The organism is Aliifodinibius sp. S!AR15-10, assembly GCF_031569985.1.
Taxonomy (GTDB): Bacteria; Bacteroidota; Rhodothermia; order Balneolales; family Balneolaceae; genus JAMQKA01.
On record NZ_JAMQKA010000055.1, the window covers coordinates 30,970 to 43,516 of the forward strand.

The 12,547-nt window shown below is 44.7% G+C and carries 15 protein-coding genes and 1 pseudogene; 8 read left to right on the plus strand and 8 right to left on the minus strand.

The features are described from left to right. Nucleotides 1–361 precede the first annotated feature (361 nt). From NC796_RS22835 to NC796_RS22845, 3 genes are all read left to right on the plus strand, one after another. Nucleotides 362–2,746 carry a glycoside hydrolase family 95 protein gene (locus NC796_RS22835; protein WP_310688126.1) on the plus strand — a complete coding sequence of 795 codons (2,385 nt, stop codon included), beginning with the start codon at nucleotides 362–364 and terminating at the stop codon, nucleotides 2,744–2,746. Nucleotides 2,747–2,984: 238 nt separating this feature from the next. After that, nucleotides 2,985–3,308, plus strand: a complete 324-nt coding sequence (locus NC796_RS22840) for a metalloregulator ArsR/SmtB family transcription factor (protein ID WP_310688128.1) — start codon at nucleotides 2,985–2,987, stop codon at nucleotides 3,306–3,308. Nucleotides 3,309–3,373: 65 nt separating this feature from the next. Further along, a complete protein-coding gene (locus NC796_RS22845) occupies nucleotides 3,374–3,874 on the plus strand; it encodes a hypothetical protein (RefSeq protein ID WP_310688130.1) in 501 nt (166 codons plus the stop codon). 32 nt (nucleotides 3,875–3,906) lie between these two features. Here the strand turns inward: NC796_RS22845 and NC796_RS22850 are convergent, their stop codons facing one another. Then, entirely contained in the window at nucleotides 3,907–4,371 is a 465-nt protein-coding gene (locus NC796_RS22850; protein ID WP_310688132.1) for a cytochrome B, read from the minus strand. A 331-nt stretch (nucleotides 4,372–4,702) separates the two neighbouring features. Between NC796_RS22850 and NC796_RS22855 the strand changes: the two genes are divergently transcribed. Both NC796_RS22855 and NC796_RS22860 read left to right on the plus strand, forming a co-directional pair. Beyond that, complete coding sequence (locus NC796_RS22855) at nucleotides 4,703–5,164, plus strand: MarR family winged helix-turn-helix transcriptional regulator (RefSeq protein WP_310688134.1); 462 nt, start codon at nucleotides 4,703–4,705, stop codon at nucleotides 5,162–5,164. A gap of 48 nt (nucleotides 5,165–5,212) precedes the next feature. Further along, entirely contained in the window at nucleotides 5,213–5,674 is a 462-nt protein-coding gene (locus NC796_RS22860; protein ID WP_310688136.1) for a hypothetical protein, read from the plus strand. A gap of 25 nt (nucleotides 5,675–5,699) precedes the next feature. Here the strand turns inward: NC796_RS22860 and NC796_RS22865 are convergent, their stop codons facing one another. From NC796_RS22865 to NC796_RS22895, 7 genes are all read right to left on the minus strand, one after another. Beyond that, nucleotides 5,700–6,938 carry a DUF6596 domain-containing protein gene (locus NC796_RS22865; RefSeq protein ID WP_310688138.1) on the minus strand — a complete coding sequence of 413 codons (1,239 nt, stop codon included), beginning with the start codon at nucleotides 6,936–6,938 and terminating at the stop codon, nucleotides 5,700–5,702. 42 nt (nucleotides 6,939–6,980) lie between these two features. Next, nucleotides 6,981–7,340 carry a YciI family protein gene (locus tag NC796_RS22870; protein ID WP_310688140.1) on the minus strand — a complete coding sequence of 120 codons (360 nt, stop codon included), beginning with the start codon at nucleotides 7,338–7,340 and terminating at the stop codon, nucleotides 6,981–6,983. 46 nt (nucleotides 7,341–7,386) lie between these two features. Then, a complete protein-coding gene (locus NC796_RS22875) occupies nucleotides 7,387–7,965 on the minus strand; it encodes a DUF4256 domain-containing protein (RefSeq protein ID WP_310688141.1) in 579 nt (192 codons plus the stop codon). A gap of 53 nt (nucleotides 7,966–8,018) precedes the next feature. Next, nucleotides 8,019–8,597: a YdeI/OmpD-associated family protein gene (locus NC796_RS22880; protein ID WP_310688142.1), complete on the minus strand. Its 579-nt coding sequence runs from the start codon at nucleotides 8,595–8,597 to the stop codon at nucleotides 8,019–8,021. Between the two features lie 9 nt (nucleotides 8,598–8,606). Beyond that, entirely contained in the window at nucleotides 8,607–8,990 is a 384-nt protein-coding gene (locus tag NC796_RS22885; RefSeq protein ID WP_310688143.1) for a DoxX family protein, read from the minus strand. A gap of 267 nt (nucleotides 8,991–9,257) precedes the next feature. Continuing rightward, complete coding sequence (locus NC796_RS22890) at nucleotides 9,258–10,001, minus strand: NAD(P)-binding oxidoreductase (RefSeq protein ID WP_310688144.1); 744 nt, start codon at nucleotides 9,999–10,001, stop codon at nucleotides 9,258–9,260. An 87-nt stretch (nucleotides 10,002–10,088) separates the two neighbouring features. Continuing rightward, nucleotides 10,089–11,129, minus strand: a complete 1,041-nt coding sequence (locus NC796_RS22895) for a serine hydrolase domain-containing protein (protein WP_310688145.1) — start codon at nucleotides 11,127–11,129, stop codon at nucleotides 10,089–10,091. 361 nt (nucleotides 11,130–11,490) lie between these two features. On the opposite strand from NC796_RS22895, the gene NC796_RS22900 reads away from it, so the two are divergent. The 3 genes and pseudogenes from NC796_RS22900 to NC796_RS22910 all read left to right on the plus strand — a co-directional run. Next, complete coding sequence (locus NC796_RS22900; RefSeq protein WP_310688146.1) at nucleotides 11,491–11,688, plus strand: type II toxin-antitoxin system VapB family antitoxin; 198 nt, start codon at nucleotides 11,491–11,493, stop codon at nucleotides 11,686–11,688. Beyond that, a complete protein-coding gene (locus NC796_RS22905; protein WP_310688147.1) occupies nucleotides 11,685–12,080 on the plus strand; it encodes a PIN domain nuclease in 396 nt (131 codons plus the stop codon). Before NC796_RS22900 ends, NC796_RS22905 begins: the two co-directional genes overlap by 4 nt. Before the next feature lie 225 nt (nucleotides 12,081–12,305). After that, nucleotides 12,306–12,503, plus strand: a pseudogene (locus NC796_RS22910) (IS110 family transposase); the annotation flags it as partial. Nucleotides 12,504–12,547: the final 44 nt, after the last annotated feature.

The window sequence follows — 12,547 nt, forward strand, 5'->3', positions numbered from 1 at the left end:
TTCATTAATCACTTTTTAGGATTATTGACAACGTTTTTTCAAGAACCTTGGGGAAGTTAAAAGAAAAATTCTAAAAAAGATGAGAGGTGATGGTTGGGTGAATAAAAGTGTAGATTTAAGAGATGCACCTGGTTTTCCCCTTATAACTGTAACTACCAAATACCGTTCAAGCTCTTATCCATCCCTTACGTCTTATTTACTGTGAAGTTATTGTCAATATTATTTCGATATCAATTAAACTCGTCGCTTTATCAGAGCCTCTAAATTATTATACTATCGCTTCCTGCTTTTAGAACAAACAAGTTGTCCCCATGGAGCAGTCAAAATTTAGTGACCCCCAAAAAAACTAAAATTACACCAGATGAAACCTAAGACACCCGCATTCCGCTTATCATTTTTGTTGACAATTCTGTTGAGCTTTGGAATTACTCCAACCATGACGGCCCAGCACACCCTCTGGTACGAACAACCCGCCGAAGAATGGGTGGAAGCCCTGCCTGTTGGCAACGGCCGCTTGGGTGGCATGGTATTCGGACGAGTACACAGCGAGCGCATCCAGCTTAACGAGGAGAGCATCTGGACCGGTCACCCGGTGGAACGCGAGCTGCCCAACGCCGGCGATTACCTGCCGAAAGTGCGTGAACTGCTGTTCAACGGTGAATACAAAAAGGCGGAAGCCCTGGTCGACGAGAAGATGATGAGTGAACGGATTGAGGGACACTCCTACCAGACGCTGGGCAATCTGCGTCTTACTTTTTCTCATTCCGGTGGAGAAGCAACCAATTATCGGCGTGAATTGAACCTCGAAGATGCTATCGCGCGGGTCACGTATACCGTTGGCGGGGTGAATTATACCCGCGAAATATTTTCGAGTCCAGTGGACCAAAGCTTAATCGTACACATTACGTCTGACCAGTCCAACATGATAACGCTCTCTTCAAAATTGACGCGCCCCAAAGACGCCGAGGTCAGTGCTGAGGAAGATGGGATTATTACCATGAAGGGACAGGTAACCGGCGGCGATGCTGATACGCAGGGACAGCATCCCGGTGTACATTATGAAACGCAGCTCAAGATCGATAACGAGGGTGGTTCCCTTGAAGCGGCGGGAGACAGCGTGATAGTACGCGGGGCCAACAGCGTGACCATGCGCCTGGTAGCCACCAGCGACTACTGGGGAAAAGACCCCCATGCCGTCTGCAACGAGCGACTTAAAAAGGCAACCGCCAAGTCCTATGAGCAGATTAAGAAAGATCATATTACGGAGCACCAGCGCCTGTATAACCGGGCGTCCATTGACCTGGGCGCCTCTTCCAATGCCGATGCACCCACCGATCAGCGGCTGGAGGCTGTCAAAAATGGCGGCACCGATACCGATTTGGTAGAGCTTTATTTTAACTATGGCCGCTACCTGCTGATCAGCAGTTCCCGCAAAGATGACCTGCCCGCAAACCTCCAGGGCATATGGGCTGAGGGACTTACTCCGCCATGGCACTCCGACTACCATATCAATATCAATATCCAGATGAACTACTGGCCGGCCGAGGTGACCAACCTGGCGGAGACGCATCACCCGTTTTTTACTCTGATCGACAGCCTGCGACCACGTGGACGTGTTACGGCCCAAAATACTTACAATAGCCGCGGCTTTGTAGCCCATCACACCACCGACGTATGGCACTGGACCTCTGCCATCGGGGAGCCGCAGTGGGGCATGTGGGCGATGAGCGTGGCTTGGTGCACCCGTCACTTTTGGGAGCATTACCAGTTTGGGCAGGACACGACCTTCCTGCGGGAGAAAGCTTACCCGGTGATGCGGGAAGCGGCCCTCTTTTTCGTGGACTACTTGGTGGAGGATCCCGAGACCGGCTACCTGGTGTCCGGCCCGTCCAATTCCCCGGAAAACCAGTTCAGAACCCCCGATGGGCAGGTAGCCAACCTCAGCATGGGACCTACCATGGATATCGAAATTATCTGGGATCTGCTAACCAACACCATTGAAGCGAGTCGCATCCTCAACACCGATGCCGAGTTTCGCAACCAGTTGCTGGATATCCGGCGCAGGCTGCGACCGATAGAGATTGGCGACGACGGCCGTATCCTGGAGTGGGCTGAAGATTTTGAGGAAGTGGAGCCGGGACACCGCCATATGTCGCACTTGTATGCGTTGCATCCCGCCGACCAGATTTCAGCGCGGGAGACTCCGTTGCTGGCGGAGGCTGCACTTAAAGTTATTGAACGTCGGTTGGAGCACGGTGGTGGACACACCGGCTGGAGCCGTGCCTGGATGATCAACTTCTACGCTCGACTGCTTAATGCCGATCAGGCATACGATCATTTGTATGCCCTGCTCCGAAAGTCAACGTTGACGAACCTGTTTGATACGCATCCCCCATTCCAGATTGACGGGAACTTTGGCGGTACAGCCGGTATCGCTGAAATGCTGCTTCAGAGCCAAAACGATGAGATCGAACTCCTCCCCGCCCTGCCCGAGGCGTGGCCGGATGGATCGGTGAAAGGATTTCGTGCCCGTGGTGGCTACGAGGTCGATTTTTCGTGGCAAGACGGTAAGATCACCTCTGGAAAAGTAGAGGTTACCCAATCTGGTCCGTGCCGCATACGAGCCGACCGCAAGCTTGCGGTTTATAACAATGGAGAGCAGGTCAAAACGTACTCGGTGGGAGAAAATACTATCGAATTTTATGCCAAAGCGGGTACTACATATTCGCTGGGAGAGCAGGAGTGATTTAACACCCAAGTGGCATTTCTATTGATTTTAATGTCTCTTTCCCATGGCTTGGGAGAGAGACATTTTTTTGCCTATAAAAATTCGTTAAAAGTCCGACTAAAAACTTTTTCAATAAAATCGCCGGTTGAGGTAAAAGTGAGGTATAAAGAGATCCATTTTATTTAACCTTCCAGTTGAATAAACAGGATTTATTCTTATATTTAACTAATAGGTTTAATATCCAAGATTACAAAGAATGCTTGATTCAACATTACATGCTTTAGCCGACAGCACGCGACGTGATATCCTTATGCGTTTGGCTGACGAGGAACGCTCAGTGAATGAAATTGCCGAACCTTACGATATCTCCCTGGCTGCTGTATCAAAGCATCTGAAGGTACTGGAGAGAGCAAACCTTGTGGTTCGGCGAAAAGAGGGGCGTAAATATTTATGTCGGATGAATTATGAGCCACTGGTTGAGGTTTCAGAGCTTATTAAAACCTATCGTAAGTTCTGGGAAGCACGATTTGATGAGCTGGAGCAATTTCTGGAGGAGCAAAAAGACAAAGAGAATAGTTGAGGGGATGAATCATCAACTTGGTTCGTAATATATCAGGATGGATCATTAATAAACGGAGATAAACTATGAAAAAGCGAGTTGTATACATTGTTTTTGGGATCCTTTTAGGTTGCCTGATGGTGACCGATGGATGGGCACAGGAAATGTCTTCTGACAACTTTGAGCAGCTCAAAAAGTTGGAGGGAGAATGGATAGGTGTAAAACCGGATGGTAAAAAGGTAGAAGTTTCGTATAAAGTTATGTCCAGGGGCTCGGCTATTATTGAGACAATGATTCCAGAAGGTGAGCCCAGTATGGTGTCGGTTTATCATATGAATGGAGATAAACTGATGATGACGCATTACTGCTCAGCCGGCAATCAGCCACGTATGGAAGTATCTGCCGCTGAGGACGGGAATTTAGATTTCCGTTTTGTAGATGCCACTAATCTGAGCAGCAGTTCTCAAGGACATATGACCGGACTCAAAGTAATTTTTGTGGATGACAACCACTTCAACCAGGTTTGGACCTGGAGTGAAGGAGATAAAGAGATGCCTGGGACATTTGAGTACGAGCGAAAAAGTTAGTTTGGCAGCGCGAATATTCTTTGTATCTGTTGCTAAAAGAGCCTGAAATAAGGACGGCTGGCAAGCGGTGAGAAGGGCCACGGTATGGTAACCAGGATGATCAGCAGCCCGATACTGAACCAAACGGCCATGGTCTTAAATTTCTCAAGGTCGGTCTCTTTGCGTTTCGCTTTAGCGGAGCCGATTGTAATAATAATGATCGCAATAAGCATCATTACGCTGTGCTCCATCCCCAAAAAGCGAACGTCACTCTGTTTGACAGCCTCTTGGAAATTATTCAGAAAATAGGTAATTGTGGGACTTATAAAATAAAGCCAAAGTCCCAGGAGCAATTGAATATGTGCAATTGTCGCCGTCCAATGACGAACCGAATTGTCAAATGGTGAAAAAGTTCTATTTGAAAACCAGCCGCTGTAGGCACGGTATATGGCATAGAGCAGGCTGATCAAAACAAACCAACGGAAGAGTGAATGAAGCACTAATATGGCAGAATGCATGACTGATTTTTTTAGTTCAGACTTTCTTGTACTGGATTAACTTTTTATCAATCAATGATATAGCAAAATTTATAGCAAATGGAAATGTAGGGGTATTTACTTCTAATCCCCACTTTTGCCTGGAACATTCCATCTTCTATTGGATACCTTACCCAACCCCCGAAAGAGAGTATCCTTACTGGGATGGTACTTTACTTTTAACGGTATGCCTCCTTTCACAGTGTGCTCGCTCATAGTTTAAGGTCTTTGCCTAATTCCAGAAGATAAATTTTCAATAATTATTTGTTTAGTTGCATAGACAACTATATACTCTATCAAATAATCTGAGCTCATGGCAAACCAAATACCAAAGATATTAGATGACGCAGTCGGTTTTAATGTGTACCGGGTGGCATTACTGTTTCGCAAAGAGCTGCAGACTGCCCTTTCGGAGTATAACTTAACGCCCGAACAATGGCAGGTCATGCAGACCCTTTGGTCAACTGATGATATGGTAAATCAAAATGATATTGCCTATCTCACCCTGAAGGACAAGCATAACATCTCCAGGATGATTGCCCGTATGGAGAAAAACAACTGGATAAAGCGTCGTCAGGACCCCACAGATGGACGTGCCTATATCATAGAATCGACACAGTGGGCAAAGAACAGAAGAGAAGAAGTAAGAACAAAGCTGTTAGATCACTTTTCTGAGATCTTTGATGTGGTAAGTCAAGAGGAATTGGACCAGCTGTTGGAAACGATGAAGAAATTCAGGAGACGACTGGAAGATCAACCCAAACAGGATGACTAATTTTTTAAAACAAAAATAGTTGTCTAAACAACTAAGTGGAGCACGGTAATGGATAGAAAAGTACTCGTTAGAATGCATGCCGGGTTTGGCACCCTGGCGTTATTGCTGATACTAAGTTTCTTTACATCTACAGTAGTAGTGGAACTGCAGGGTGATATAACACAAATCCAAATGGTAAAGCGATATATAGTATATGGAATAGGACTATTAGCGCCGGCGATGGCCGTAACCGGTTTTACCGGGACCAAGTTGTCCGGGAAAAGCAGAGCGCGTTTAATTCAACAAAAGAAGAACCGGATGAAAAGGATTATGATGCTGGGCGTAGCGGTATTGATCCCCGCTGCCTTCCTGTTGAACTATCTGGCTCAATTCAATGCATTTGGCATGTTGTTCTATAGCGTGCAGGCAGTAGAACTAGTAGCCGGGGCAGCCAACATCTTTTTGATGGGGCTGAACATGAAGGAGGGATTTATGTTAAGTGGAAGGATAATCAGAAAACAGAAAGCATGATTACTGGGTAAAAATAGATAAATCTTCAGGAAAAATCGGGAAGATCGTCAATTTTTGCCTGGATAACTTGCTTTTGCGGCTGTGTTTTGGCTAAAGACCGGGCTTTTTGAAAATGATTCTTTGCCTTTTTAGCATTTTTATTCCTGTAAAGTTCACCCAAGAGGACAAAATAAAAGTGGTTGTCTTCCAGACTCAGTTTTTCGGCCTCGGCCAGTGCAGCATCTGCTCCTTTCACCTTGTAAAGAGCATATACCCTGTTTAAAACAACATTCGGAGAGTAATTGACCTTCAAAAGCTGATCATAGAGGTCGAGAATCTCCTCCCATTTTTCCGGACTATCTTCTTTTATGCAATGCCAGTAGGCGATGCGTGCTTCCAAATGATATGAGCTGATTTCATTTCCTTCAGCCGAACGCTTCAGAAAGCGTATGCCCTGCTTGATCAATGCCCTGTCCCACAATGCTGAGTCTTGCTGATCATACAGGACCATAGAATCCCCCGCGGTTTGGCGGGCATCAAACCGGGAAGCATGAAAGCACATGAGAGCTACCAGGGCGTTCGTGTTGGGTTGATCCGTTTCTTCATGCTCGGTTAGCAGCAGCCCCAGCCGCATGGCCTCTAGGCACAGGTCCTTCCTCAAAACCTGGTTTTGTGTTTTAGAGTAATATCCTTCATTGAATAGCAGGTAAATAATATGCAGCACACTGTCGAGGCGTTCGCTAATTTCATCTTCCGGTGGAAGTTCCATCTTGATGTTTTCCGTCCGCAGCTTTTTCCTGGCCCGGTACAATCTTTTATTAATGGTACCTTTATTAGACAAAAATGCCTCAGCAATTTCATCAATGCCAAAGCCACAGAGCGAACGCAGGGCCAGTCCAATCTGGGCTTCACTGGCAATGGCGGGATGACATATGGCAAAAAGCATTTGCAGCTGGCTGTCTTTGATATTTTGCAGCGAAAAATCCGGCTCCGGTATCCCATCATCTTGTTGCTGTCTTAACGTCAGTTCAGGGGTTATTTTATTGCCAAATATTTTTTTCCGCCTGAAATGGTACAAAGCTTTTCGTTTGGCCACCACGTATAGCCAAGCCGTGGGGTTTTCCGGAATACCCTCCGTCTCCCATGTCTCTGCTGCCTGAAGAAAGGTTTCACTAACAACGTCTTCAGCAATCTGAATATTAGACAATCCATATAGCTTGCTGATGACAGCAACCATTTTTGAAAATTCCTGGTGAAATAACTGCTTTATGGTCTGATGTTCCACATGTGTACCTTATCCCAATTATTCATGGAGATTATATGAGATTTATCCCTTCGTCCCTGACCATGGTTTTCCCACCGGCCGGATTTCAACACTTCCGCCCTGATCCAGCGCCGGACAGCCATGAGCCAGCGTTGTGGCCTCCTCCAGGTTTTCTGCCTTTACGATAATGAAACTGCCCAGCTTTTCTTTGATCTCAACGAACGGGCCGTCGGTAACCACGCCACCCGGCTTTAGAACTTTACCGTTCATCTCCAAAAGCGGTCCCCGACTGGCCAGTTTGCCCTGTTCTTCGATGCCCTGCCACCACTCCTTCCATTTTTTTGAGAGTTCGGCCATCTCTTCTTTAGAAACCTCACTATAGTCATAGCTCGGTTGTCGGAATAATAACACGAATTCTTTCATATTCTTTAATTATTTGAAGTGAGTATTTGTGATAGAACCTTAATATTCACACTCTTAGCGAGCCCCGGAACCCTCTGGCGCCAAAGTATGATTCCGCTCCGTTGTGATACACAAAGACATGGCCATAGCGAAAATCACAAAAGAGAGCACCGCCGAGCTCCCTGATATCAGCAGGTGTTTTTATCCAGCTCGACGTTTTCGTATCGAAATCTCCAAGTTGCTGCAGCTCCCGGTATCGCTCTTCCGTTAATAACTCAATACCCATGGAGGCAGCCATATCGACAGCGTTATTCTCCGGTTTATGTTTCGTTCGTGACTCCAGTCCTTTGCGATCATAACAAACACTTCTGCGACCTTTGGGGCTTTCCGGGGAACAATCATAAAAAATGTATTCCCCCGTCTTTTTATCATAGCCAACAACATCCGGTTTACCGCCGGTTCTTTCCATTTCATTGAGCGACCACAGTTTTCCTCCACCAGCCGGCGAATCCAGCTTTGCTTTTACGTTCTTCCACTCAAGATCTTTATGGCGGTTCCTATTGTTTTCAAAACGGACTTGTAATGTCCTGAGTACTCCTTCCCGTTGTTCTGGTGATAACGTCTTGTTGTTATTAATGTGTTTCATTCTCAAAAGCGAGGTAATATCTTAAATTTGGAATAATTTACTCTTTATCGAATTTACTGGTCGTGTAATCCCTTCCCATCAAGAATTTTTGGGATATATTTTTCAACTCTTCGCTCTCGGGTCTTGGATTGTTTGGCATCAGAAATATAAAGAATGTAACCTCTTTGCCGTCCCGGTGTTAATTCCTCAAAAGCAGTTTTCAAGGCAGGATTTTCATCCAATTTCTTTTGAAGCTCTTCAGGGATAGGTTCTGGTTTCTCTTCTAAATCCACTTCCAAACCGGCTTTCTCCGCTTCTATGGCTTCAAAAATATAGCGTTTCAGGATCGGCTCCATCTCAACAATTTCCTGAACGCTGGTGAAAGGAATCCGACGTGCCACCCTGGAATTCTCCCCGGGTTTCTCCAGTACATCATTGGGATCTTCCAGCAAGACCCCTTTGAAAAACATGAGTGCACAAGATTCTTTAAAAGGCTGTATGATAACGATGTTACTATTCTGAAACGAATAACAGGGTTTACCCCACTTCAATTCTTCCGTCAACCCGCAGTCGAGACTGATCATTCTCAACTGCTCCATCTCTTCCTGCCATTGTTTAGCGCTGTTTAAAAATTTATCAATCTCTGGATTCATACTGCTCCTTTATTGATTAAGGGTAACAATTTTTCTGTCTGCAGGCCTGAAATACCAGGATACCACCGTCAGGGTTAGCAATAGCAGCGAGGGAAATATTTCGTTCACGGGATCCCCCATTGCGATATGCGAAAATATCGCACCCGACATGGAAAAGAAAAAGCCTGCATAAGTCCATTCCTTCAGTAAAGGGAATTTAGGAACAAGCACGGCTACAACTCCCAATATTTTCCAGGCACTTAATATTGTCATGAAATAGACAGGATAGCCCAATTCTATTATAAAATCTATCTCTTCTTTCATTTTAAAAAGTTGCACAATTCCACTTGAAAGCATTCCCAATGCAAGCCAGATGGTAGAAATCCAATAAATAATTTTATTTCTCTTTGTCATAAGGCGTTGTTTTATGCTTACTATTTTTGTGATCGGTTACGTGAATGTTTGTATTACACCCTTATAATGATTGAGATGGCAGAAATTGGACATATTAATTTTAAGCACCGGAATAAAGACCGCTAGCGGCATTTGCACGTAATGTGTGGGCGGTTTAAGCCAATCTGATAATAAATGAACAAGGAGCTAAAAAATGAAAATGAAAAGAAATGAGCCGGCACAGCGAAGCCCGACTTTCAGGGCGTAGGAGAGCCGAGGCAAGTCCTGTTATGCTCCAGATATTGGATTAGACGTCTTGTTATATATCACAGGCATTTGTCCCCTCCACTTGTCCCATATGGTATCATCAGCAATGAGGTCAGCCATGAAGTGAGCTACATTGATTCTACTGGTCTCACCGGCATCAAACAATGCACTTCTGTTGGGTGAGTCATACACTTCGTATTCTGAAATACGATTGTCGTCAGTCAGATTATCTGGACGCACCACAGCCCACTCAATAGATTGATCGTTTTGGCCAATCTCTCTGCGGAGATAGTTCGCAGCTTCTTCATTGTCTGCATGAGGTGGGAGCGTTAGGCGAAGGAGTGCCAGGACAAATTTCTGGGCAAAAGAGATTTGTTGATCCTGATCCGGGTTGTGAAAGCCTGCTGTATTCATGAGCACAAACTTAGTGGGTGTATTCGAGTTGTTTTTCTTTATTGCACGGCAGAAACGTCGGGTGGCCTCTGCTACAAGTCTGCGCGGGGCTCCCCAAATGCCCTTGGCACTCATCGAATGTCCCAGGCATGAAGCTACTGCACCACATCCCTTCACACAATGAGCTATTTCTTTGTTGCTGAGATCCAAGACACTCTCATGGATCACAGAGAGTTGGTCGGAGTCCCTTATTTCGAGGGGTAGCTTGTGAGGTGATCGTACAATTGCTGTGACATGATGCCCGCGATTTATGAGCTCTGCTACAAGTTTTCGTCCTGTATTGCCAGTTGCTCCATTAACAAGGATTTTCACTATAGGAGGGTATTTGGGGTTGGATTTCTTCGATGCTGTTTTTGGGTATAACGATCTTGCGCATAAGGTACGCACGGATTAATGTTGTTACGAGCTTTTTTTATTCCTCAATATTTTTACGATTCGGTTATAGGTAATTTCAGATAAATTCCACGTGTATCCATCAAAATTAGTTGTATTCACAAATTGAATGACAACCGTGTCGATATCTTTGTGGTATTTTGCAATACTCTGATAGCCGGGAACCAGACCCGCATGTTCATACACGTAAATGGAGGAATAGATCTCCTGTTCCCCTTCTTCAAACAATGACCCATCGTTTAATGCCCGCAAGAATATGCCCACGTCTTCTGCTGTAGCCAACATTGAGCCATAATCAGCCGTCTTGATATCGTCCTCAATGCCAACGTAATAACCACTCATCACATCTTCCATATCCACATCACTCAATGAACTAAAAGTATTCTTCAACCCAAGGGGTACTAAAATTTCCTCCTTGATATATTGGGATTCACTCATTCCAGCTACCTTTTCAATAAGTTCGGAGATCAACAAATAATTGGTGTTTGAATATTCATAGTCTTCATCCGGCTCAAAGTTGGCCGGCAAATCAAGTACTCGTTCAAGCGCTTCTTTGCTGCTTTTTGGTGGGTTTGTCCAAAAATTTGGGGTATCCGTTAAATTGGGAATGCCACTCCGATGCTGCACCATTATTCTCAAGGTAATTTTCCCAGCATGTTCAATTCTTCCCACGAGTTCCGGAAAGTAATCAGCGAGCGTTTTATCCAAAGACAAGCGCTGGTCAAGTACCAATTTAGTGATAGCAACAGCATCATATAACTTGCTGATGCTGGCAATCTTGAACAAGGCTTTCGGGTCGGCAGGTATTTTATTTTTTCGGTCATGCCAGCCAGCTGCATAAAACTCCGGCGGGTTGCCTGATTGGTCCACATAAACAATGATTCCATCAAACCCATTACCAATGGCGTCATCTACTTGTTCTTGAACCGTATCTGGTAGTGGTAGTATCCAGGCCCATACCAAAATCCATGGGACGAAAAACATGGATATTAGGGTACCAATAGGCAATGCTATTCTGAGTATTCGTTTTGTCTTCTCCTTCCTCATAGTTTCATATTATTTCAGGGCGGTATTCCAATAAAGGTTTATTGCAATGGCATTCTATTAACTCTTGATGTTATCCTTACTGCATGCTCAAGTTAATGTTACTAATAATAATTAAGATAACATGATGGACTCAGATTTAATATTAAAATGGTAAGCCATTTAACGATATTGCGCATAACGGGCGCACCCAAGAATGTCGAGTTGGTAAATAATGAACGGAAAGCTAAAAAGCCAAAAGTGTGCAAATGAGGGCGAGGTGCGTCCCGTTGAAGCGCCTTGTTACGTTTACAATAAAGTTAGGAAATTAGCTGCTATGTGTATAGATTGGTAAAAAATACACATTAACTAAATCGATACAATTATGCGAACGAATGTCGTGATCGATGATGATTTGATGGATGAAGCCTTGAAGGTAAGTGGATTAAAAACGAAAAAAGATGCCGTCGAAGAAGGCTTGAAGTTATTAGTACAGCGTAAGAAGCAGGAAAATATCAAAGACTTACGAGGAAAATTGCACTGGAAAGGCGATTTGGAAGATATGAGGACTGACGAGAAGTGATTTTAGTAGATACCAGCGTATGGATTGATTATTTCAACGGCATAGAAAATAAACAAACCGAAAGCCTCGACCAGATTCTTTCTGAGCAAACAGTACTTATCGGAGATATTATTCTTACTGAAATTCTGCAAGGTTTTGATAGTGATAAAGAGTATAGACTGGCCAGACAAGCTCTTGAACCGCTCGATTGTGTTCATCTTGGAGGGAAGTCGCTGGCCATAAAAGCAGCATCTAATTTTCGTTTTCTCCGCTCGGAAGGTGTTACAATTCGAAAAACAGTAGATATGCTCATTGGAAGTTGGTGCATAGAGCATGAGATGGAGTTGCTCCATAACGATAAAGACTTTGATCAGATAGCAACCCAGTTACCATTGCAAATTTACGCTGATTAAAGTTGTACACCTAACGACCTTGCATAAGCTGCACGCAAATCAATGCTGAACTAGCAACTAACGAAAGATGAACTTTAAAACCAAGAGCGGCAAAGAATTGACGAGGCACCTCCGCTTAATGCGCGTGATATTATTCATGGCCTCCTCCCGGAATCGTAGATTACGGTTCTGTACAACCCTAATAAACCCAAGAGCCTGTCCCGAACCCTTTCGGGAAGGAAAGCCATGAAAGTCTATAATAAACAACACTCATATTACTGTGGAATCGATTTGCATGCAAGAAGTATGTACGTCTGTATCCTGGATGCGCTCGGGAACATCGTCTATCACAAGAATATCCCCTGCACTCCGGAGCGCTTTTTAAAAGCGATTACTCCTTTCCGCGAAGATCTCGTCGTTGGGGTCGAATGCATCTTCTGCTGGTAGGGGCTGGCGGACCTGTGTGAGGCTGAAGACATCGACTTTGT